The sequence below is a fragment of the Providencia sp. R33 genome (genome assembly GCF_019343475.1).
Taxonomy (GTDB): Bacteria; Pseudomonadota; Gammaproteobacteria; order Enterobacterales; family Enterobacteriaceae; genus Providencia.
In genome coordinates this window covers 4,496,308-4,519,465 of sequence record NZ_CP072453.1, presented here as the reverse complement: position 1 = coordinate 4,519,465, position 23,158 = coordinate 4,496,308, and the positions used below count along the sequence as shown (strand labels likewise).

General features: G+C 43.9%; 23 protein-coding genes. 10 read left to right on the top strand and 13 right to left on the bottom strand.

Translation table 11 applies throughout. From position 1 onward, the window contains the following. Window positions 1-51: 51 nt before the first annotated feature. Window positions 52-195, top strand: a complete 144-nt coding sequence (locus tag J6836_RS20935; RefSeq protein ID WP_219245744.1) for a Hok/Gef family protein — start codon at window positions 52-54, stop codon at window positions 193-195. Between the two features lie 72 nt (window positions 196-267). Here J6836_RS20935 and thiI read toward each other — a convergent pair whose 3' ends face one another. Next, window positions 268-1,719: a tRNA uracil 4-sulfurtransferase ThiI gene (gene thiI / locus J6836_RS20930; protein ID WP_219245743.1), complete on the bottom strand. Its 1,452-nt coding sequence runs from the start codon at window positions 1,717-1,719 to the stop codon at window positions 268-270. A gap of 219 nt (window positions 1,720-1,938) precedes the next feature. Here thiI and xseB point away from each other — a divergent pair, with 219 nt between their 5' ends. The 4 genes from xseB to caiF all read left to right on the top strand — a co-directional run bounded on the left by xseB (window position 1,939) and on the right by caiF (window position 6,143). After that, a complete protein-coding gene (xseB, locus tag J6836_RS20925; protein ID WP_219245742.1) occupies window positions 1,939-2,190 on the top strand; it encodes an exodeoxyribonuclease VII small subunit in 252 nt (83 codons plus the stop codon). Between the two features lie 3 nt (window positions 2,191-2,193). Further along, window positions 2,194-3,111 (top strand): (2E,6E)-farnesyl diphosphate synthase, encoded by a 918-nt coding sequence (gene ispA, locus J6836_RS20920; protein ID WP_219245741.1) that lies wholly within the window; start codon window positions 2,194-2,196, stop codon window positions 3,109-3,111. A gap of 234 nt (window positions 3,112-3,345) precedes the next feature. After that, window positions 3,346-5,211 (top strand): 1-deoxy-D-xylulose-5-phosphate synthase, encoded by a 1,866-nt coding sequence (dxs, locus tag J6836_RS20915; RefSeq protein WP_219245740.1) that lies wholly within the window; start codon window positions 3,346-3,348, stop codon window positions 5,209-5,211. A 539-nt stretch (window positions 5,212-5,750) separates the two neighbouring features. Beyond that, the gene (gene caiF / locus J6836_RS20910; protein WP_206084583.1) at window positions 5,751-6,143 is read left to right on the top strand and encodes a carnitine metabolism transcriptional regulator CaiF; all 393 of its coding nucleotides are present in this window, start codon (window positions 5,751-5,753) and stop codon (window positions 6,141-6,143) included. A 67-nt stretch (window positions 6,144-6,210) separates the two neighbouring features. On the opposite strand, the gene caiE is transcribed toward caiF, so the two are convergent. From caiE to caiT, 6 genes are all read right to left on the bottom strand, one after another. Next, window positions 6,211-6,804 (bottom strand): carnitine operon protein CaiE, encoded by a 594-nt coding sequence (caiE, locus tag J6836_RS20905; protein ID WP_219245739.1) that lies wholly within the window; start codon window positions 6,802-6,804, stop codon window positions 6,211-6,213. A gap of 23 nt (window positions 6,805-6,827) precedes the next feature. Next, a complete protein-coding gene (gene caiD, locus J6836_RS20900; RefSeq protein WP_219245738.1) occupies window positions 6,828-7,613 on the bottom strand; it encodes a crotonobetainyl-CoA hydratase in 786 nt (261 codons plus the stop codon). A gap of 85 nt (window positions 7,614-7,698) precedes the next feature. Next, window positions 7,699-9,258 carry a crotonobetaine/carnitine-CoA ligase gene (gene caiC / locus J6836_RS20895; protein WP_219245737.1) on the bottom strand — a complete coding sequence of 520 codons (1,560 nt, stop codon included), beginning with the start codon at window positions 9,256-9,258 and terminating at the stop codon, window positions 7,699-7,701. A gap of 72 nt (window positions 9,259-9,330) precedes the next feature. Then, entirely contained in the window at window positions 9,331-10,551 is a 1,221-nt protein-coding gene (gene caiB, locus J6836_RS20890) for an L-carnitine CoA-transferase (protein ID WP_219245736.1), read from the bottom strand. Window positions 10,552-10,623: 72 nt separating this feature from the next. Continuing rightward, entirely contained in the window at window positions 10,624-11,766 is a 1,143-nt protein-coding gene (gene caiA, locus J6836_RS20885) for a crotonobetainyl-CoA dehydrogenase (RefSeq protein WP_219245735.1), read from the bottom strand. Between the two features lie 34 nt (window positions 11,767-11,800). Next, window positions 11,801-13,318 carry an L-carnitine/gamma-butyrobetaine antiporter gene (gene caiT / locus J6836_RS20880; RefSeq protein ID WP_219245734.1) on the bottom strand — a complete coding sequence of 506 codons (1,518 nt, stop codon included), beginning with the start codon at window positions 13,316-13,318 and terminating at the stop codon, window positions 11,801-11,803. 504 nt (window positions 13,319-13,822) lie between these two features. Here caiT and fixA point away from each other — a divergent pair. The 5 genes from fixA to J6836_RS20855 all read left to right on the top strand — a co-directional run bounded on the left by fixA (window position 13,823) and on the right by J6836_RS20855 (window position 18,568). After that, entirely contained in the window at window positions 13,823-14,593 is a 771-nt protein-coding gene (gene fixA / locus J6836_RS20875; protein ID WP_219245733.1) for a putative electron transfer flavoprotein FixA, read from the top strand. A gap of 11 nt (window positions 14,594-14,604) precedes the next feature. Next, on the top strand, window positions 14,605-15,546 hold the full coding sequence (locus J6836_RS20870; RefSeq protein ID WP_219245732.1) for an FAD-binding protein: 942 nt from the start codon (window positions 14,605-14,607) through the stop codon (window positions 15,544-15,546). A gap of 52 nt (window positions 15,547-15,598) precedes the next feature. Beyond that, the gene (gene fixC, locus J6836_RS20865) at window positions 15,599-16,885 is read left to right on the top strand and encodes an FAD-dependent oxidoreductase FixC (RefSeq protein WP_219245731.1); all 1,287 of its coding nucleotides are present in this window, start codon (window positions 15,599-15,601) and stop codon (window positions 16,883-16,885) included. Further along, window positions 16,882-17,169: a ferredoxin-like protein FixX gene (fixX, locus tag J6836_RS20860; RefSeq protein ID WP_219245730.1), complete on the top strand. Its 288-nt coding sequence runs from the start codon at window positions 16,882-16,884 to the stop codon at window positions 17,167-17,169. Before fixC ends, fixX begins: the two co-directional genes overlap by 4 nt. 73 nt (window positions 17,170-17,242) lie before the next feature. After that, the gene (locus tag J6836_RS20855; RefSeq protein WP_374447070.1) at window positions 17,243-18,568 is read left to right on the top strand and encodes an MFS transporter; all 1,326 of its coding nucleotides are present in this window, start codon (window positions 17,243-17,245) and stop codon (window positions 18,566-18,568) included. Window positions 18,569-18,634: 66 nt separating this feature from the next. Here J6836_RS20855 and pgpA read toward each other — a convergent pair whose 3' ends face one another. The 6 genes from pgpA to nrdR all read right to left on the bottom strand — a co-directional run bounded on the left by pgpA (window position 18,635) and on the right by nrdR (window position 23,023). Continuing rightward, entirely contained in the window at window positions 18,635-19,144 is a 510-nt protein-coding gene (pgpA, locus tag J6836_RS20850) for a phosphatidylglycerophosphatase A (RefSeq protein WP_219245729.1), read from the bottom strand. Next, window positions 19,134-20,126, bottom strand: a complete 993-nt coding sequence (thiL, locus tag J6836_RS20845; RefSeq protein ID WP_219245728.1) for a thiamine-phosphate kinase — start codon at window positions 20,124-20,126, stop codon at window positions 19,134-19,136. Before thiL ends, pgpA begins: the two co-directional genes overlap by 11 nt. A gap of 252 nt (window positions 20,127-20,378) precedes the next feature. After that, a complete protein-coding gene (nusB, locus tag J6836_RS20840) occupies window positions 20,379-20,795 on the bottom strand; it encodes a transcription antitermination factor NusB (protein ID WP_219245727.1) in 417 nt (138 codons plus the stop codon). Window positions 20,796-20,887: 92 nt separating this feature from the next. After that, window positions 20,888-21,361 carry a 6,7-dimethyl-8-ribityllumazine synthase gene (ribH, locus tag J6836_RS20835; protein WP_206084570.1) on the bottom strand — a complete coding sequence of 158 codons (474 nt, stop codon included), beginning with the start codon at window positions 21,359-21,361 and terminating at the stop codon, window positions 20,888-20,890. Window positions 21,362-21,452: 91 nt separating this feature from the next. Beyond that, window positions 21,453-22,565: a bifunctional diaminohydroxyphosphoribosylaminopyrimidine deaminase/5-amino-6-(5-phosphoribosylamino)uracil reductase RibD gene (gene ribD, locus J6836_RS20830; protein WP_219249572.1), complete on the bottom strand. Its 1,113-nt coding sequence runs from the start codon at window positions 22,563-22,565 to the stop codon at window positions 21,453-21,455. 8 nt (window positions 22,566-22,573) lie between these two features. Next, entirely contained in the window at window positions 22,574-23,023 is a 450-nt protein-coding gene (gene nrdR / locus J6836_RS20825) for a transcriptional regulator NrdR (protein WP_206084569.1), read from the bottom strand. Window positions 23,024-23,158: the final 135 nt, after the last annotated feature.

The window sequence follows — 23,158 nt, the reverse complement described above, 5'->3', positions numbered from 1 at the left end:
CAAAACCAAACAGTTTGATTCTGTCTCCTTTTAGAAAAGGAGTCAAGAGGAATGGCCAAATTTGCCCTTGTAGGGTTAATTACCGTGTGTCTTACGGTATTGAGTTTTTCAGGCATGATGCAAGAAAGGTTATGTTCGTTAAGCATCAGTAGCGGAAACACTCTGGTTCAAGCTACTTTATCGTGCGGTAAGTAGTCTTGTGGGGGAGTTATTTCCCCCACATTTCTCTTTGATTAGTTTTGGATGGTACAAGCACCCTACTTTAATTTATGGGCGATAAACCTTAATATTATCAAATCCTTGCTCTTTAAGGTACAGCGCCTGTAAACGGCTCATTACCCCACGGTCACAATATAATAGATAGGTTTTATCTTTTGGTAAGTCACCAAATTGTGTGCTGAGTTTGTAGAATGGGATATGTTTGATTTCTATACCTTCAACTTTTAAAGGCTTATCTTCGAACTCATCAATAGAGCGAATATCCACAATCACTTCGTTTTCTGCTGAAAGCTCACTGACCATTTCAATCTCAGGGACTTTCTCCAGACTTTCTTGCGCGATTTGGCGAATATCAATATTTTGTGCCTGCTCAACAACAGACTCTAAAATACCAAAGTCAAAGTTTTCTTCTTCTGCTTCGATACGCGCTTTGACCGCTTTCACCGTTGGGCTTTTCGAAATCACACCACAATATTCCGGCATGGTTTTCGCGAAATCTTCAGTACCAATTTGGCGAGCCAGTTTAATAATGTGTTCTTTATCATGGGATATCAGCGGCCTTAATACTAAGGTATCAGACGCATTATCAATCAAACGTAAGTTTGTTAAGGTTTGGCTGGAAACTTGCCCAAGCGCTTCACCCGTCACAATCGCTTGCACGCCATAACGCTCTGCAACTTTAGACGCTGCACGCACCATCATACGTTTTAATACGACACCCATTTGGCCATCGTCAACTTTTTCTAAAATTTCCGCGACAACGGGTTCAAAATTAACGGCAATAAAGCGAACTTTATGAGAGCTACCAAAGCGGTTCCATAAATAGTGAGCAATTTGTTTCACACCAATTTCATGGGCTGCGCCCCCTAAATTGAAGAAACAATAATGCACACGGCAACCACGACGCATTAACATGTAGCTAGAAACGCCAGAGTCAAAACCACCTGAAATTAATGATAAAACGTCTTCTTGAGTTCCAATTGGGAAGCCGCCAATCCCTTCAATGCGAGCTTTAACTAAGATGAGTTTGTCATCTTCAATTTCTAAATGCACCGTGGTATCAGGGTCTTTAAGCTTCACTTTCGCAGAAGCAATGTGTTGATTTAACCCGCCGCCAATGTAGCGCTCGGCTTCAATAGAGGAAAACTCGTGCTTACCGCGACGCTTTACACGCACGCAGAACGTTTTATTTTCTAATGATGGACCGTAAGCTTCATGGGCCATTTCAAAGATATGGTGCAAACTGGTAAACGGTTTTTCTTCGACTTCAAGAATATGGTGAATACCGGGAATACGGCCCAGCATGTCACAAATTTCGTCATGCTTCGTTTCCCCTTTCACACGCACTTCTATGTTATCCCAATTACGGACAACCGAAATTTCTTCGCCAAGTGACTTAAGCACGTTACGAATATTGCTGGTCAAAATTTTAATAAAACGTAGCCTAACAGTTTGGCTTTTAATGGTAATTTCTGGGAATAACTTAATGATAAACTTCATAATAGCTGCATGTTCATGGTTGTTGGGGCAAACGAATGTATCTAACAGTGACACATGTGCACGTTACCAATTGTCAATAAAGAGGCGTATTATAACACTATCTTGCGGACTGAATCTAAAAACACCAATAATAAATTGTAACCGTAGCAAGACTGCGTTAGTCTGCTAAATATTTAAAATACCCCAAATATATTGATTTAACATTAGTGGCTAAACAACATGGCTAAAGAAAAATCTCAGCAAGTTCCAACGGTTAGTTTCGAAAATTCACTTCAAGAGCTGGAGCAAATTGTTGCTCGCCTCGAATCTGGCTCCCTTCCATTAGAAGATGCGCTCAACGAATTCGAGCGTGGTGTTCAAATCGCCAAACAAGGTCAAAAAGTACTGCAACAAGCCGAGCAGCGCGTACAAATCTTGCTTAGCGACGATGAAAATAAACCCCTTGCCGATTTTTCACCTGAAACTGAATAAATTATGTCTGAACAACTTCCAGATAGCTTCGCGCTGCAACAAAAATACGCCTACGACAGAGTTAACCAATACCTATTAGATACGCTAAATTCGCTGCCCTTTGCCGAGCTGCCGTTGGCCAATGCGATGCGTTACGGCGCATTATTAGGTGGAAAGCGTTTACGCCCCTTTTTAACTTACGCAGTCGGTTCCATGCTGGGTGTCAGTGAAGAAAACCTTGATGCACCTGCATCAGCGGTTGAATGTATTCATGCTTATTCATTGATTCATGATGATTTACCCGCTATGGATGATGATGATTTGCGTCGCGGTCAACCAACTTGCCATATCAAGTATGGTGAAGGCAATGCTGTTTTAGCGGGGGATGCCTTACAAACTTTAGCATTTCAATTACTTGCATCAGCAAAAATGCCTAATGTCTCTGATAAAGACCGTATTGCAATGATAGCTGAGCTAGCATACGCCAGTGGCCTTGCAGGGATGTGTGGTGGCCAAGCCCTTGATCTAGATGCAGAAGGCAAACGGGTTGACCTTGCTTCATTAGAACGCATTCATCAACATAAAACTGGCGCACTCATTCGTGCGGCAATTCGCCTTGGGGCATATGCCGCGGGCAATAAAGGCCATCAACTGTTACCAGTCTTAGATAAATATGCTGAATCCATTGGTCTTGCCTTTCAAGTACAAGACGATATCCTAGACGTCATTGGTGACAGTGCAGTAACGGGCAAGCGCCAAGGCGCGGATGCCGAGCATGAAAAAAGTACCTATCCATCTCTACTTGGCCTTGAGGCCGCACAGAAAAAAGCGCGTGAGCTATATCATGATGCGATAGACGCTTTAGAGACGATCCAATCCCATGGGTATAATATAGATATACTAAGTGCTTTAGCTAATTTTATTATTGAGCGTAAAAGCTGACAATATGCTTTGCCTTTAGGCATTAAGAAGACTGATAATTACGGCATTGATTACCCGACGTAGTTTAAGCTGTAAAACGGGCTTTACCTTAAATATTTGATGTGACAGGTCAGAGGCTAATAGAACAAATCGCGAAACATCGGCTTTTATGTCTGGTTAGCGTAAGAAAATACAGCCCCTTACTGTCGCTGAAAATATGAAGGGTATTTTTGATTAATTATAAGTGAGCACCTAATGAGTATTGATATCGCTAAATATCCAACGCTAGCATTGGCAGAGACGCCAGATGAGCTTCGTCTGCTGCCCAAAGAAAGCTTGCCTAAGCTTTGTGATGAACTCAGACAATTTTTACTGAGTAGCGTGGGTCGCTCTAGCGGTCACTTTGCCTCTGGTCTTGGTGCAGTAGAACTGACTGTTGCCTTGCATTATGTCTATAAAACACCGTTTGATAATCTAGTTTGGGACGTAGGCCACCAAGCGTATCCCCACAAAATATTAACGGGACGTCGTGACCGCATTGATACTATTCGCCAAAAAAATGGTTTACATCCATTCCCTTGGCGTGATGAAAGTGAGTATGACATTTTAAGCGTTGGCCATTCCTCAACATCCATTAGTGCCGGTTTAGGTATGGCCATTGCGGCAGAAAAAGAGAAACAAAACCGTAAAACTGTGTGTGTGATTGGCGATGGTGCAATCACGGCTGGTATGGCATTTGAAGCAATGAACCACGCGGGGGATGCTGCACCTGACATGTTGGTGATCCTCAACGACAATGAAATGTCGATTTCTGAAAATGTCGGCGCGCTAAATAACCATTTGGCTCACCTGCTTTCTGGCAAGCTGTACACCACATTACGCGAAAGTGGCAAGAAAGTGTTTTCTAACATGCCACCGATAAAAGAATTACTGAAGAAAACCGAAGAACACATCAAAGGTATGGTGGTTCCTGGTACGATGTTTGAAGAGCTTGGCTTCAACTATATTGGCCCTGTCGATGGGCACGATGTTGTCGCCCTCACCCAAACATTGAAAAATATGCGCGACTTAAAAGGGCCTCAATTCCTGCATATCATGACGAAAAAAGGTCGTGGTTATGAGCCTGCGGAAAAAGACCCAATTAGCTGGCATGCTGTGCCTAAATTTGACCCAAGTACCTTTACGTTACCGAAAAGCAAAGAAACGGGCCCAACATTCTCCAAAATTTTTGGTGATTGGCTGTGTGAAGAAGCAAAAGACGATGACAAATTGATGGCTATCACGCCAGCTATGCGTGAAGGCTCTGGTATGGTGCGTTTTTCAAAAGAGTTCCCGAACCAATATTTCGACGTCGCGATTGCTGAGCAACACGCAGTCACCTTTGCCGCAGGTTTAGCCATTGGTGGTTATAAACCGATTGTGGCTATCTATTCAACATTCTTACAACGTGGGTATGACCAAGTCATTCACGATGTGGCGATTCAAAAAGTTCCCGTGATGTTTGCGATTGATCGCGCGGGGATAGTGGGTGCTGATGGGCAAACTCACCAAGGGTCTTTTGATATTTCATTCCTACGCTGCATACCAACTATGGTTATTATGGCTCCGAGTGATGAAAACGAGTGCCGCCAGATGCTACACACCGGCTACCATTATAATGATGGCCCAAGTGCTATTCGTTACCCTCGCGGTACGGGGACAGGGGCTGAGCTCGAGCCTTTAGCACCATTACCAATCGGCAAAGGCGTTATCCGCCGCCAAGGTGAAAAAGTGGCTATCCTGTGCTTCGGTACTTTACTGACTCACGCTCTTGAAGCCGCAGAGCAATTAAATGCGACCGTTGTTGATATGCGCTTTGTGAAACCATTAGATGAAGCATTGATCCTCGAAATGGCAAATAGCCACGATGTGTTAGTCACACTTGAAGAAAATGCCATCATGGGTGGTGCAGGCAGCGGCGTGAACGAATTTTTAATGCATGAAAAGAAAATAATCCCTGTATTAAACCTTGGCCTGCCAGATTACTTTATCTCCCAAGGTAGCCAAGAAGAGCTAATTACTGACCTTGGATTAGATGCCAAAGGCATTGCAAATTCAATCACAAGCTACCTGAATAAATAACCGTTTATTGAATGAGAGTCATTATTTTACGTAATGACTCTCATTCTTTAAATACACACAAATTGAGTAATAAATTAATTTGTTATAAAAACATTTATTTTAAATAACAACTTTCACATATCCCCATTAATTTAATATCATCCATTCCAATAAAAAAACCAAATATAATCAGCTTATAAACAACAATGTTTATCTCTTTACCCAAAAATAGAATATAAACAAAATTATTGCTTTGAATGTAATTTTCAAAAATAAACACATGCAAATTATATTTAAATCTATTATTATGAACCCTGTCACTGTATGACTGCGCAATTTAGGCTCTGACTTATATTCGTTTATAAATTCCTTAACTATTTTAAAGTAAAGTGAAACAAATTAATAACGACTATATTATTTTAACAATTTTAACCAGGCTTTAATAATTAATTATTTTTCTTTAATTTATCATTGAAAAATAAATGACATTATTCCAACTACAATTTACATATAGTTTCTCTTTATTTATTCAATTTTAATAATTAGATTTGGGAGCGCTTATGTGTGGACAATATATTAACGAACCCTTGTATTTATCCATAGCACATTGGGTAATGAAGCAAGGTCGTTGGACAACCGCCAGAGAAATATCTAACAATTTCGATATTCCGCATCCTAATGCTGTCAATATTGTTTCTTATATTCTATCGGATGTGGCTGAAATCCAATGTGAAGTTAAAATGATCCCGAATAAACTTTCGGGTCGTGGGTGTCAATGCCAGCGTTTAATTAAAGTGAGTAAAATTGATAACCAACTTTATTCTCGTTTAAGAAACCACCAATCGGAAAAAGTCACCATTGATTCCCCCGTGAAAGCGGCCTCAATGCCACCCAGTGAACTGAATAGAGAACAGAAATGGCAATGGATGTTATCCAAAGCACAGCGCCGATAGTTAATGTGTTATATCAATAAAAAAACGCAGGTTTTTAAACCCGCGTTTTTTTATTTCCGACCAATATTTATTGTCCTTTAGGCTTCACGTCTGTGGTACCAAACAATTTTGGTCGATTAATTTCAATTTCAGTGAGGGGCTTCGTTTCTTCGAGCCCAATAAGATAGCGCCCAGCAAGGTCTTGATACTCTTTTGTATTTAGCTGCTTCCAATGCAATTCTTCATCCCTAACCTGCCGAAGAAATCGCGCAGGGCTTCCCACTAACATCTGCCGTGGTTCACCTTGAAATCCAGCTTTAACGAAACTCATTGCAGCAACAATACTTTCTTCACCAATCACTGCGCCATCCATAATAACGCTATTCATGCCGACTAACGCATCGCGGCCAATAATACATCCGTGTAAAATAGCGCCATGCCCAATATGCCCGCACTCCTGTACAACCGTTTCTACATCACTGTAACCGTGCATAATGCAGCAATCCTGAATGTTAGCCCCTTTTTCAATCACTAAGCGCCCATAATCCCCTCTGAGTGACGCATTAGGCCCAACAAATACCCCTTCTTTGATAATCACATCACCAATCACAACCGCAGAGGGATGAACATACGCCGTTGGGTGTACCACGGGCCTTACGCCTTCAAACGAATAAAAGCTCACAGTTAACCTCTCAGATGACTAGACTAGCGGCCTTTCCAGCTTGGTGAGCGTTTTTCTGCAAACGCTAACGGCCCTTCTGTCGCATCTTCAGAGTGTAAAACCGCTGGGTAGTTGGTTAGTACCCCACTGCGCATCAATTTGTAACCCTCTTCGATAGTCAACTCCCCTGTCGCACGGAAAATTTCTTTTAATGCCGCAACCGCCAATGGCGCACTTTGCGTGATTTGTTCCGCTAGCTCACGGGCTCTATCCATCAATTTTTCAATTGGCACCACGTCATTCGCAACACCCCAACGCAAAGCTTCTTGCGCATCCATGCGCCTTCCTGTCATCACCATTTCATTTACAATAGGTGCTGGTACAATTTTCGGCAGACGTAAAACACCACCACTGTCTGGGACAATCCCTAATTGAGCTTCAGGCAGCGCAAAACTGGCATTTTCTGAACAAATAATCATATCTGCTGCCAATGCGAGCTCAAAACCACCACCAAATGCATAGCCGTTCACTGCCGCAATCACGGGTTTATTGAGATTAAAAATTTCGGTTAAGCCAGCAAAACCGCCGGGGCCAAAGTCTGCATCTGGGGCTTCACCTTCTGCGGCAGATTTTAGATCCCACCCCGCAGAAAAAAAGCGCTCTCCTGCCCCAGTAATAATCGCAACTCTCAAAGAAGGGTCGTCCCGAAAGTTAAGAAAAACTTCGCCCATTTTGAAACTGGTTTTTGCATCTATCGCATTCGCTTTAGGCCTATCGAGTACGATTTCCAAAATGGAGCCATTACGGGTAATTTTTAATGATTCGCTCATAGTGCAATCCTTTAGTCATCATAGGGTGGCAGCTCTGTTTTAAGTCATAAACAGGGCTGCACTCATAATTAATAGAATGATCCGATTATTGCAGATGTTTTTTCAGTACTTTCCCAGAACAATTTCGCGGTAAATCTTTGCGCACCTCGACACATGTCGGCACTTTGAATTTCGCCATTTGTTTTTCGCAAAAGGCAAAGAATTCTTCCTGTGTTAAGGTTTCCCCTTCCTCCAGCACTATAAACGCCTTAATGGCTTCATCGCGTATATCATCCGCAACACCTATGACAACCACATCGACGATAGCAGGGTGTGAGGCAATGATATTTTCGATTTCACTGCAAGAGACATTCTCACCACCGCGTTTGATCATGTTGCTGCTTCTATCGACAAAATAGAAAAAGCCATCTTCATCTTGGTATGCAAAGTCCCCCGTGTGCATCCAACCTGCGTCATCAAAGGTTTTTGCCGTCACTTCAGGGTTGTTGTAGTACTCTTTGAATAGCGTTTTCCCGCGTTCGCCTTTAACACACAATTCGCCGACCACGCCACTTTCGACGGGTTGATTATTTTTATCTCGAATTTGCGCTTGGTAACAAAAACCTGGACGACCAATGGACGGCCAGCGGCGGATATCGCCGGGTCTGTCTCCAATTAACCCCACTATTGTTTCGGTCATACCATAAGAGGTCAAAAAGCGTTTTACGCCAAAACGCACCATAAATTGCTCTTTTTCTTCATCGCTTAAATTGAGATAAAACATCGCCTCTCGCAGGCAATGATCTTTTTCGTTATCCGCCAGCGGTTGGCTTAATAACGTTCGGATCATCATTGGGATCAGCTCTGTGACGGTGGCGCGGTGCCTAACAACTTGCTGCCAAAAACGCCGCGCACTGTATTTTTCGATTAAGACAAACGTGGCACCAACTGAGAAAGCCGCCATCGATGCCGTACACTGGCAGTCTATGTGAAAGGCGGGCATCACGGTTAAATACACATCATCGGCACGTAACGCGTTCTGCCATGAAGAGTAATACCCCGCAAAACGTAAATTATAATGGGTGATAATTACCCCTTTGGGCTTTGACGTTGTTCCTGAGGTAAATAATATTTCCGCAGTATCACTCACACTGAGCTCGACAATTTTTGTGAGTTCCGTAAGCTGATTTGCTTGTTCTAATAAAAAGTCTGAAATACCGTCTTGTTGTGGGACGGGTGCATCTGCAATTAAAAAAATATGCTCAAGACAGGTGCTTTCATCCGCTAAAACACGTTGATAAATATCTAAAAATGGCGTGCAGGTCACCACCATACGAGGTTGGCAGTTCTGCATAATCCACGCACTTTCGTTATATTTATACCGTGCATTGATGGGCACCATAATTGCGCCGATTTTCGCTAAACCAAACCAGCAAAAGAAAAATTCAGGGCAATTGTCCAGATGTAAGGCAACTTTATCTCCTTTTTGAATGCCATAGGCTAAAAAGAGATTCGCTGTGCGATTAATTTGCGTATTCATATCTAAATAGCTGAATTCGCGAATATTTCCATCACAAGACTCAAAGATAAGCGCCTTATTATCTTGGTGAGTCAACGCAAGGTCGTCCCACATTTGACGCAAATTTTGTCTACCGATTACATCCATTAATTGTTTTCCCTCTATTTCCCCAATGAACATTCAGGCCAACAGGAAAGATTGACCTGAATAATCATTTAATTACTCAACAATTTTGGCTAGCCCTTTATCGACTAGCTCCCGAATATCATTTTCGTTGTAGCCAATGTTTTTTAGTATCTCAGTAGTATCCATGCCGTGAGATGGCATACCGCGCCAAATTTGCCCCGGATTGTTTTTGAATTTTGGCATCACATTTGGGCCACTGCAGGTTTCGCCGTCCATGGTTTGCCAACTGGTGATGGATTCACGGGCAATATATTGTGGGTTAGTTTCTAACTCAGGAATGGTTAACACTTTGGCGCTCGCAATATTTAGCTCGGCTAACCTTGCAAGTACCTCTTCGATGGAACGCGCGCCTAACCACTCATCTAGTTTTTCTTCAACGAGTGGCCCATATGGGCATTCCACACGGTGAATGAGTTGCGTACCTTCTGGAATTTCAGGCGTACCCAGCAAATGCGCTAGGCCGATATCTTTGAAGATTTCTTGAATTTGCGTGATACCGACAATTTCCATGACAATATAGCCATCATTACAGCTATACAGACCACAACCTGCGTAATACGGGTCTTTCCCTTTGGTCATACGTGGGCAAACTTCACCCCCATTGAAATAATCCATCATGAAGTATTGCCCCATGCGCAGCATAACTTCATACATTGCCACGTCGATGCTTTCCCCTTTCCCTGTTTCGCGCGCTTTATATAACGCCGCTAATGCAGCGGTTGTGGCGGTCATGCCAGAGAAATAGTCTGCCGTGTATGGGAAAGCGGGCATCGGTTGGTCTTTATCACCGTTTTGAATAAGGTAGCCACTGAAGGCTTGAGCGATGGTGTTATATGCAGCAAGGTTGGTATATTGCGGATCGCCATACTGGCCAAAGCCCGATAAGTGAGCGATAACCAATTTCGGATTGTGCTCCCACAGCACTTCATCCGTGATCCCGCGGCGAGCAAATGCAGGGCCTTTGCTTGCTTCAATAAATATATCCGTCGTTTCCATCAACTTGAGAAATGCTTCTCGTCCTTCATCCTTAAAGATATTCAATGAGAGCGCCCGTAAATTACGTCGCGAAAGTTGCGGGTAATTTGGCTGGACACGGATAGTGTCGGCCCATGCCACGTTCTCAATCCAAATAACTTCTGCGCCCCATTCCGCAAACATTTGTCCCGCGAATGGGCCTGCAATTTCAATTCCTGAAAATACGACTTTAACCCCTGAAAGCGGGCCAAATTCAGGCATAGGTAAATGCGCTGCCATGTTCGATTCTCCTGTGAAACTCGGTTGACCCTCTAACTTTGGTCAAAGGGCCAATCCACGACGGTTACGTCATTAGCGGTACTGTTTCAGTACACTGCGGCCTAGTGTCAGTATTTGCATTTCATCTGAACCACCTGATACGCGGTCAACACGCAGGTCGCGCCAGAAACGTGCGATCCGATGTTCACCCGCGATACCAACGCCACCCAGTACTTGCATCGCAGAGTCCACCACTTCGAATGCGGCATTTGCACAGAAGTATTTACACATAGCTGCATCACCTGAGGTGATCAGCCCGTTATCACTCTTCCATGCAGTTTCGTATAACATGTTGCGCATTGAATTGAGCTTGATCGCCATATGTGCAAATTTTTCTTGAATTAATTGGTAACGACCAATCGCTTCACCGAATTGAACACGTTGGTTGGCATAACGCGCCGCATCTTCAAATGCGCACATTGCTGTACCGTAGTTAGTCAGCGCCACCAAGAAACGTTCGTGGTCAAACTCTTCTTTTACGCGGTTAAAGCCGTTACCTTCGCGACCGAACATGTCTTTTTCATCCAGCTCGACGTTATCAAAGGTAATTTCACAGCAGCTGTCCATGCGCAGGCCCAGTTTTTCAAGTTTGTTAACCTTGATACCTGGTTTGCTCATATCCAAAAACCATTCAGTAAAGACAGGTTTATCCGGTGAATCCGCGTCGCGACTCATTACCACAATGTATGGTGTGTAAGCGCTACTGGTGATAAAACATTTGCTTCCGTTCAGGTAAACTTTACCGTTACGGCGCTGATAAGTGGTTTGCAGGCTACCCACGTCAGAACCCGCGCCCGGCTCAGTAATTGCCGAGTTCCACATTTGCTTCCCTGTACCGCGGAACGCCATGATTTTATCAATCTGCTCTTGAGTCCCTTCACGAAGCACGGTATTGAAGCCACCCGGTAGTTGGTACAGCACGTAAGTTGGCGCACCTAAACGACCCAGCTCCATCCACACCGCAGCAACGGTGATAAAGCCTGCGTTTAAACCACCGTGTTCTTCTGGGATCAGCAGGTTATCGATTTCCATATCCGCTAACGCTTTCACAAAACGTTCAGGATATTGGCTGTCACGGTCACATTGTGCGAAGTAGCTTTCCCAGTTTTCACTGGCCATCAGTTCACGGATCCCTGCGACAAACAGTTCCTGCTCATCATTCAATCTAAAATCCATATCAATAACCTCTTAAATGTTGTTTCTGAGTAAATTAGTCATCTTTCCAATGCACTTTGGCATCTTTAATAAACGAGAGCGTTACCATAATGTTGACGAAAAAAAGTGGGCATCCTCCAGCAATTATCGCTGTTTGAATTGGTTTCAATCCGCCGAGTGCCAATAAAACAATGCCGATGACACCCACTAAGACAGACCAGCCGATGCGCACTAACAATGGCGGCTCTTCACCGTCTTTCACTGCGCGACAAGTCGACATAGCGAGGGTGTAGGAACAGGCATTAATTAGTGTCACTGTGGCGATAAAGCAGAGGATGAAGAAGCCCCAAATTGTTACAGTGCTCAAAGGTAAGGCAGCCCATGTCTCAATGATGGCGCGTGGAACGCCAAACTCATCAATCAGTTTTGGAATGTTAATAATGTTTTGGTCAACAAGTTGCAGTGTGTTACTGCCTAAAATCGTCCAAATCAGCGTGGTACCTGCGGTCAGACCCGCAACCATACCAATACACAGTTCACGAACAGTACGACCTTTAGAGATACGTGCGAGGAAAATACACATTTGGATAGCATAGATAACCCACCAAGCCCAATAGAATACTGTCCAGCCTTGTGGGAAACCGCTTTTACCGACCGCATCTGTATAGAACAGCATGCGTGGCATATACATCATTAATACCCCGATAGAATCGGTAAAGTAGTTAACGATAAAACTTGCACCGCCGACAATGAACACCCACCCAAGCATTAAGAAGCTCAGGTAGCTACGCACATCACTGGCAATTTTCACCCCTTTTTGCAAACCAAATGCCACACAAATTGCGTTCAAAATGATCCAACAGAAAATGATGATCGCATCGAGCTGTAAGGTATGCGGGATCCCAAATAAATACTGAATACACTCAGTGACTAGTGGTGTTGCTAACCCTAAGCTGGTACCCATTGCGAGGATTAACGCGACTAAATAGAAGTTATCAACGATTGTCCCGAACCAACCATTAACATGCTTTTCACCCACCAGCGGTACTAATGTGCTACTTGGGCGGATAACATCCATTTTACGCACAAAGAAGAAGTAACCAAAGGCGACAGTTAAGAAGCTATATGTTGCCCACGGTAATGGCCCCCAGTGGAATAAGCTATAGGCCAGCCCAATACTTTTCGCCTGAGTTGAATAAGGTGCAAATTCAAAAGGTGGCGTTGAAATATAATAATAAATTTCAATAGACCCCCAGAAAAGCACCGCTGCTGATGTACACGAAGCGAACATCATGAAAATCCAGCTCGCGCGGCTAAACTCAGGCTTCTCTTCCCCTAGGCGTTTTTTGGCATATGGCCCTAAAATCAACCAAAACCAACCACCAAACATCACGACCATATACCATTCAAATGCCCAGCCCCACACGTTTGTCACGTAGCTAAACACTTGGTTGATCACTTCATTCGAAGCATCAAGGTCACGGACGGTTAACCAACACAATAGTCCAACAATGATCAATGGAGGAAAAAACACTTTAGGTTCTATCCCACCCTTTTTATTTTCTTTGCTCATAGTTCGATCCCGATTTATTATTTAATGCATAAGTTTTAAAATAGATATTATTCTCAATACCTCACCACTTATTTATTATTTAATTCCCATAAATTTAATTAACTATTAATCCAATCACTATTCAAATCATGTCGGCTCGTCATTAACAATTCTGTTATTAAGGTCACAATATTATTCGTGATAAATATTTGTTACTATTTTTTCGCGTTTTTATTATGTAAATAATCAATAAATACAAATGGATAAAATATAGTGTAACGACGATGTTATTAAATACCTTCAGTATTGGTGATTAGGGTAGCAATATTGAACATTTCGTCGCTAAGTTGATGATTTTTACAATATTGGTGAGTAAGGTAGCAGTATGAATATTTAAAGCGCCTTTAATTTCAAGTTTTCAATATTGGTGACCTAAGTTTTATTTTTAAATATCCAGTTCATGATAATTATATAATCCGAAACCAAAACGGATCATATTTATTAAATATATTTTTAGGAGATGTAATGAATATTATTACATGCTATAAATCTGTTCCTGATGAACAAGATATTATTATTAATAGCTCAGATGGCTCTTTAGACTTTTCTCGTGCGGATACCAAAATTAGTCAATATGATTTAAATGCCATCGAAGCGGCTAATCAAATTAAAGCACAACAACCCGATAGCAAAATTACAGCGTTAAGTATTGGTGGCAAAGCGCTAACCAACATGAAAGGCCGTAAAGATGTGTTATCCCGCGGCCCAGATGAATTGGTGGTGGTTATTGATGACCAATTCGAACATGCCCTTCCTAATCAAAGTGCGATTGCCCTCGGTGCAGCTGCACAAAAAATAGGTTTTGACTTAATCATTTGTGGTGATGGCTCTGCTGACCTCAATGCACAGCAAGTCAGCATTCTACTGGGTGAAAGCCTGCAAATTCCTGCCATTAATGGCGTGAAGAAGATTGTGTCTCTTGGGGCTGATAACATTGTGGTTGAGCGTGAACTTGAAGATGAAATTGAAACATTGTCGCTCCCGCTGCCAGCCATTATTGCTGTGACCTCCGACATTAACGTCCCTGCTATTCCATCCATGAAAGCAATTTTAGGCGCTGCGAAAAAACCCGTTCAAGCTTGGGGCATTGCAGATATTGCCCTCACTGATATCGCCGCTTTATCGGCGCAGTCTATTGCGGCACCGCAGCAAAAAGTACGTCAGCGCATCATTATTGAAGGTGATGGCGACGACCAAATTGCACAGTTTGCTGAACATTTAAGAAAAATTATTTAATCGGAGGCGTCATGAGCAAATTATCAACCGTTTGGGTCTTTAGTGATATGACTTCTCGCCTACCCGAACTGATTGGCGGAGCACTCACCCTTGGTGAGCAAGTGAATGTATTAGCATTAGATGAAGCGCAAAGTTCCCAAGCATTTCAATTAGGTGCAACACAAGTATTTCAATTAACGGGCAAACCAGATGACCGTATTTTGGAAGACTACGCTGATACCATCGTTGCGACCATCAAACAACATGGCGACAAAGGCTTATTGTTATTACCAAATACGCGTCGTGGCAAATTACTGGCCGCCCGCTTAGGTGCAAGATTACAAGCCGCTGTATCGAATGATGCGGCATCGATTTCTGTCGAAGCCGACAAAGCAGTCATTAAACATATGGTTTACGGTGGCTTAGCTTTTGGTCAAGAAACCTTGAATAGCGTCTTTTCCATTGCAACCGTTACCACAGGCACCTTTGACGCGGCTACAAGTGATGCATCACGTAGCGGCGCAACTCAGACTGCACAATGGGTCGAACCAAAACAATCTGTTATACGTACCTCGGTTCAGAAAAAAGCAGGCAACTCCGTGGAATTAGACAAAGCTCGCCTTGTGGTGAGTGTCGGTCGTGGGATTGGCAGCCAAGAGAATATTGCGATTGCGAAAAACCTTGCAGATGCCATTGGCGCTGAAATCGCCTGCTCCCGCCCTGTCGCTGAAAACGAAAAATGGATGGAACACGAGCGTTACGTTGGAATTTCCAACCTAATGCTCAAACCTGAACTGTACCTTGCAGTTGGTATTTCAGGGCAAATTCAGCATATGGTCGGGGCAAATGGCGCACAAACTATCGTTGCCATTAACAAAGATAAAAACGCGCCAATCTTCCAATTTGCCGATTACGGCATTGTCGGTGATTTATTCAAAATTCTGCCTGCTTTAACGCAGCAATTGGCGAAATAAGCCTATCGCAGTGGAGCGTTGGCTCCACTGCTTTGTAAGATTTGGAGAAACTATGTCCGATGATATTTTTGATGCGATCATTGTTGGCGCAGGCCTTGCGGGCTCTGTCGCTGCACTGGTTCTTGCCCGTGAAGGTGCGCAAGTTCTCCTAATTGAAAGAGGAAACTACGCAGGCGGAAAGAACGTCACTGGCGGGCGAATGTACGCCCACAGTTTAGAACGCATTATTCCTGGATTTACCCAAGAAGCGCCTATCGAGCGCATGATCACCCGTGAACGACTGTCATTTATGACCGATACGGGCGCCGTCACAGTCGACTTCCAAAATAGTGCAGAACAAAGCCCAGATGAAACATCTTGGTCTGTTTTACGTGGAAAACTCGACCCATGGCTGGTAGAACAAGCTGAAAATGCGGGAGCGCAATGTATTACGGGTATCCGTGTTGATAAACTGGTCGAACGAGATGGCAAGATTGTCGGTGTCGAAGCGGATGGCGATGTGCTTGAAGCCAAAGTGGTCATTTTGGCAGATGGGGTAAACTCACTGCTCGCTGAGCAAATTGGCATGACAAAACGTGTGAGTGCTGAACATGTTGCCGTTGGGGTGAAAGAGTTAATCGAACTCCCTAAAGATGTTTTATGTAACCGCTTCAATATTAAAGACAATGAAGGTGTTGCATGGTTATTTGCGGGCTCACCAACTGATGGACTAATGGGCGGAGGGTTCTTATATACCAATGAGGATACGGTTTCTTTAGGCCTGGTTTGTGGCCTGCATCATATCAAAGATGCCAAGAAATCCATTCCACAAATGTTAGAGGATTTTAAACAGCACCCCGCGGTCGCCACGTTAATTGAAGGCGGCAAAATGATTGAATACGCAGCTCACGTTGTGCCAGAAGCGGGTTTAAAAATGCAGTCTGAGCTTGTCCGTGATGGCGTGTTAATTGCGGGTGATGCAGCGGGCATGTGTATGAATCTTGGCTTTACCATTCGCGGCATGGATTTAGCAGTTGCTTCTGGGGAAGCTGCAGCCAAAACTGTACTTAACGCAATGAAAAAAGAAGATTTCAGTAAACAGGGGTTAAGTGAATATCTCACATTATTAAATGAAGGCCCACTTCGGGACATGAAAATGTACCAAAAAATGCCTGAATTCTTAGATAACCCACGCATGTTTACGGCTTACCCAGAAATGGCGGTGGGGATTGCGAAAAAACTGTTTACCATCTCAGATGAAGCGCCTGTTCCACTGCGTAAAACCATGCTGCAACATGCGAAAAAAGTGGGCTTCATGAATTTAATCAAGGATGGAATTAAAGGAGTGAGAGCAATATGAGCCAACCAGTTAACGTGGACGTCAAACTTGGCATTAATAAATTTAATGTCGACGAAGAAAATCCACATATCGTCATCAAAGAGCACCCAGATATGCAAGTGCTCGACACATTAACAAAGGCCTGCCCCGCAGGTTTATATAAAAAACAAGAAGATGGCTCAGTCCGTTTTGACTATGCCGGCTGCCTTGAGTGCGGTACCTGCCGTATTTTAGGTTTAGAGGGTGCACTCGAAAAGTGGGAATACCCACGCGGCACTTTCGGCATTGAATTTCGTTACGGCTGATTAGCATTACTCTCGAAGTTTCAAAGGCTTCGAGAGCTTTATTGCGTACTTTACGCTGACACTGGGATACATAATGAAACCGAAAAGTTTTGATGATATTCAATTCTCCTCCGTGCATCGGCGGATCATGCTATGGGGCAGCGGCGGGCCTTTTCTTGATGGTTATGTATTGGTCTTGATCGGTGTCGCACTTGAACAACTCACCCCCGTACTCAATTTAAGCAGCGAGTGGATAGGCTTACTGGGTGCAGCAACCCTTGCCGGGTTATTTATCGGTACATCGCTCTTTGGCTACATATGCGACCAAGTCGGTCGGCGCAAAATGTTCCTCATTGATATTGTGGCAATCGGCGTCATTTCTGTCGCGACCATGTTTGTCTCCACACCATTGCAACTACTTCTTATGCGCTTTTTGATTGGTATCGTAATTGGTGCGGACTACCCCATTGCCACCTCAATGATCACCGAATTTTCAAACACGAAACAAAGGGCATTTGCCGTCGGCTTTATTGCAGCAATGTGGTACGTGGGTGCAACTTGCGCCAACCTTGTAGGCTACGCGCTGTATGATGTCGAAGATGGCTGGCGTTGGATGTTAGGCAGTGCAGTGATCCCGTGTATCGTGATTCTGATCGGCCGCTTTGATTTGCCAGAGTCTCCATTATGGTTAATACGCAAAGGGCGAATTAAAGAATGCGAAGAAATGATGAAAAAACTCTTTGGCCAGCCGGTGATTTTTGAAGCTGAAGAACAGAAAAAAACACATTTCCTGCAACTATTCACTAAACGTCATTTTTCTTTTGTCTTATTTACCGCGATTATTTGGACTTGCCAAGTGATCCCGATGTTCGCTATCTATACCTTCGGCCCACAAATCGTTGGGCAGCTCGGTTGGGATCAAGGTAAAAATGCCGCGCTCGGTAACGTCGTGATCAGCCTATTCTTTATGTTAGGCTGTATACCTGCGATGTATTGGCTCAATAAAATGGGCAGACGCCCTTTACTTATTGGCAGCTTTGCCATTATGACACTTGCACTAGCGATCCTCGGGCTCTTCTCCAACCTTGGGATCTGTCTGGTGATCATTATGTTTGGGATCTACGCCTTTTTCTCTGGGGGGCCAGGGATCTTGCAATGGCTGTACCCAAATGAACTGTTCCCAACCGATATCCGAGCTTCAGCCGTTGGCGTGATCATGTCGATTAGCCGTATCGGAACCATCTTTTCTACGTGGGCTCTGCCTGTGTTTATCAGCGAATATGGTATTAGCAATGTGGTATTGATGGGGGCGGGAGTGTCGTTATTAGGTTTGGTCGTTTCGATACTGTTTGCGCCAGAAACCAAAGGGTTAACGTTAGCACAAACATCAGTAATGGGAATTAGTCGTCGAAAAAAATAACATTTTAAACATGTTAACAAGCAAAAAAGAAAGGCTATCCATTGATAGCCTTTCTCATTTTGCTGATTAAAATGGCAGGAGCTTATACCAAACGCATAACCAAACGGTGAAATAAGCAAAAATAGCCGCGATAATATCGTCGATCATAATGCCAAAACCGCCGCTGACTTTACGGTCAAAAATACGGATCGGCCAAGGCTTCCACATGTCGTAAATACGAAAAACAACAAATGCGGTGAGAACCCACGCTACATTTACCACAGGAATTGCCATCAGTGTGATCCACATACCGATAAACTCATCCCACACGATACTGCCGTGATCATGAATTTTCATGTCGTCCGACGTACGCTGGCAAATATAACAACCAATAATAAAACCAACCACAATAATAGCCCAACATAACCATACTGGCAGGTTGATCATCAACAACCAAAATGGGATCGCAGCGAGTGACCCCATTGTGCCGGGAACAATTGGCGATAACCCACTGCCAAACCCTGTAGCAAGTAAGTGCCACGGATCACGCATGTTTAACCGCTTTTTGGCTTCAGCTTTTTCTTGGCTAGTCGCCATAAACACCTTCCGAAACAAAGTGATCGAAACCTTTAAGGTTTACATCAACTTCTTGGTTATTGCAAAAGTAGCTGATCCCTTCGGATTGTGGTTTGATCTGCCCGATGCAGGTAAAACCAGAGCCTGTATGCGCTAATGCCATTTCTAGCGCACCACGATTTATTTCAGGCACCGTAAAGCACAATTCATAATCTTCACCACCACTAAGCGACCATAAACGGCCTTGCTCTACGCTACAACTGTCCTTTAACGCTTGAGATTGAGGTAGTGAATCTAAATTGATCCGCGCACCGCAGCCACTGGCTTTCAAAATATGATTTAAATCGGAAACCAAACCATCAGAGATATCAATCGCTGAAGAGGCTAAATTACGTAGCGCTTGCCCTTGTAAAATACGTGGTTGAGGACGCAAATGGCGTGCAACTAACCACGCTTTATCTTCTGTGTTCGAGACATGCAACCTATCTTGTAAAATAGCGAGACCCGCCGCGCTATCCCCCAATGTACCCGTCACATAAATCCAATCGCCATTACGTGCACCAGAACGGGGCATCGCTTTGCCAACAGGTACTAGGCCATGCACTGTATAAGTTAAGCTCATTGGTCCACGCGTGGTATCACCGCCAATTAATTGCATTCCATAATAATTTAGCTGTTCGAACAAGCTATCACTAAAGGACTGCAACCACTCACAATCCACACAAGGCAGTGTAATGGCTAAAGAAACCCAAGCAGGATCAGCACCCATTGCAGCAAGGTCACTTAAATTAGAGGCTAATGATTTGTACGCAAGGTCAGCGGGAGAAATCGTAGGTAGGAAATGAATGCCAGAAACAAGAGTATCAGTGCTCACAGCAAGTTGCTGTTTTTCCGGGATGGTCATCAACGCACAGTCATCACCAATACCGATATTCACATCACGTCGGTTAGTGGTTTGACGGTTAAAGTAACGTGCGATGAGGTCAAATTCGCCATATGACATGGTAGATTTTCCGTTTTCGCTATCTCTATTTTCGTTTTAAACGAAATAAATAATTTATACTCTGAATAATTCAAGCTACAAATAGGCGGCAAATTTCTGCCCTACCTAAAGTCGGCTAAAACCCCCATCTGAGGCCATTTTAGCCAATACACCTGTAACTTAAAGTATGACGAGCCTATAAGTACAAAGGTAGACTGGAACCCAGCCTACCTCTCGACTACTGTAGTGTTACAGGAGGGAACCCTGATATTATTATTTTTTACGGCGAACCGCAGGTGCCGCTTTATCTAATACACCGTTAACGAATTTATGGCTATCTTCTGCGCCAAAAACTTTCGCTAATTCAATACCTTCGTTAATTGCGACTTTATAAGGCACATCTTCACGGAAGCTTAATTCAAACATAGAGACACGTAAAATCGCTTTTTCTACCTGACCCAGCTCTTCGAGTTGACGAGATAAATAAGGCGTCATCAGTTGATCAAGCTTAGTTGCGTTGGTTGCAACGCCTGATAACAGTTCACGAAAATAGTTTACGTCAACGTCTGACATGTCCTGTTCAGCAATAAACTCATATTCGACTTCAGCAATTGGATTGCCAGATAATTGCCATGAATAAATGGCCTGTACAGCACACTCACGAGCGCGGCGACGAGCAGCAGGTTTCACAAGATTCCCCTTAAATTTAAAAACTATACACAAAACAATTTTGCCGCATGGAGATTAACACTCTCATCATGCGACATCCTATTATTTGTGTATTATTTGCCTTTAATGGCTTTAATTACATTAATCATTTCAAGTGCCGTTAATGCAGCTTCAGCACCTTTGTTACCCGCTTTAGTACCCGCACGTTCGATAGCTTGCTCGATATTTTCAGTGGTTAACACACCGAAAGTCACAGGCACTTCGCTATTCATCGCAACATGGGATAGACCGGAGCTACACTCACCTGCAACATATTCAAAGTGAGCAGTACCACCACGGATAACCGTACCTAATGCGATAACAGCATCATATTTTTTGGTTTCAACCAGCGCTTTCGCGGTTAATGGCAGTTCATAGGCACCTGGCACCCAAACGATAGTAATGTTGTCGTTTGAAACCTGACCGATGCGCTCTAACGCATCAACAGCACCTTCCAGCAGACTATCATTAATAAAGTTGTTAAAACGAGCAATAGCGATAGCAACACGCGCTTTTGGCGCAGCAACAACACCTTTAATTACGTTCATAGTCTTCCTCTAATATTAATTATAACCCGCGGGGCGCGGATTTTATCACATTCTTTCGTTTATCGTATGCGCGAATTTCAAAAAAACGCACTTACCAGACAGGACGCAGCCTGACACGCAGGTCATCACCGACTTTCGTCACATCTGTAAATTCAAATCTTGGTGCATCAACTAAAGCACTTAATGCAGGGAAATCAACCAAACCACGTGCATTGTTGCCCAATAATTTAGGGGCGATATACACAATCAGTTCATCAACAATACCCAGTTTGAGTAACGAGCCTGCTAATTTAGCCCCTGCTTCTACCCAGATACTGTTGACGTTACGTTTCGCCAGTTGCATCATCAAAATAACCAGATCAGTGCCGTTATCATCAGCAGGAACAGCAATTTGCTCAACCTTCCCTTGCCATGATGCGTTTGCATCTGGGTTTGCACGAACTAACCAACACTCACCATCAAGTTGAGTGACTTTATGGTCAGCCGTCACACGGTTGTGATTATCCAGCACAATACGAATTGGCTGACGCACTTGGCTTTCTGGATAAACATGTTGGATATCTGCGGGGAGCTCGTTCCAACGCACTGTCAGTGAAGGGCCATCCGCAATCACGGTGCTACTGGTGCTTAAAATAGCGCTGGCCTGCGCACGGAATTCTTGGACATCTTTGCGCGCCGCGGCACTGGTGATCCACTTGCTTTCACCTGACGCTAGTGCGGTCTTGCCATCCAGTGAGGCCGCAAGCTTTAACTGAATATACGGGAAGCCCGTACGCATGCGTTTTAAAAAACCGCGGTTTGCCGCTTCGGCTTCATCCAATAAAACATTGCTACGAGTTTCAATACCCGCTTGAGACAACATGTACAGGCCACGCCCTGCAACTTGTGGATTGGGGTCTTGCATCGCAGCGACAACACGGCTCACGCCAGCGTTAATCAACGCTTCTGCACAAGGTGGCGTGCGCCCATGGTGACTGCAAGGCTCAAGGGTGACATACGCCGTTGCCCCTTTCGCTTTCTCCCCCGCCATTCTCAGTGCATGCACTTCTGCATGAGGTTCACCAGCTTTTTGGTGGTAGCCTTCGCCCACAATTTCGCCATCACGCACAATCACACACCCGACATTCGGGTTCGGTGATGTGGTAAAGCGGCCGAGATGTGCCAATTCGAAGGCACGTGCCATGTAAATGTTATCTTGTTCAATCATTGGCACTAATCCTGTAATTTCGCGATTTCTTCGCCAAACTCACGCACATCTTCAAAACTACGGTAAACCGAGGCAAAACGGATATACGCGACTTTATCGAGCTTTTTCAGCTCATCCATCACTAAGCTACCAATGAGTTTCGACGGAACCTCACGTTCCCCCGTCGCACGGAGTTGAGACTTAATGGAAATGATGGCTTGTTCAATATCATCAGAGCTAACAGGGCGTTTTTCCAATGCTTTTTGCATACCGCGATTGAGTTTTTCTTCATCAAACGGCTCACGCACTTCATCACTTTTAATGACTCGAGGCATGACCAGTTCTGCTACTTCAAACGTGGTAAAACGTTCATGGCAAAGTAAACATTGGCGGCGTCTACGGACTTGAGCACCTTCACCAACCAGACGCGAGTCGATGACTTTCGTATCTACAGCTGAGCAAAATGGGCAATGCATAGCGTTTCCTGAGTCCTATTTACGGAGGGATAGTTTACCCTACTATGCAATAAAAAACACCCTAGAAGATGTCTTCTAGGGTGTTGGTAACGCTGTATATTCCGCGCTGTAGAGGTGTTCGCTTAGTTTATTCAC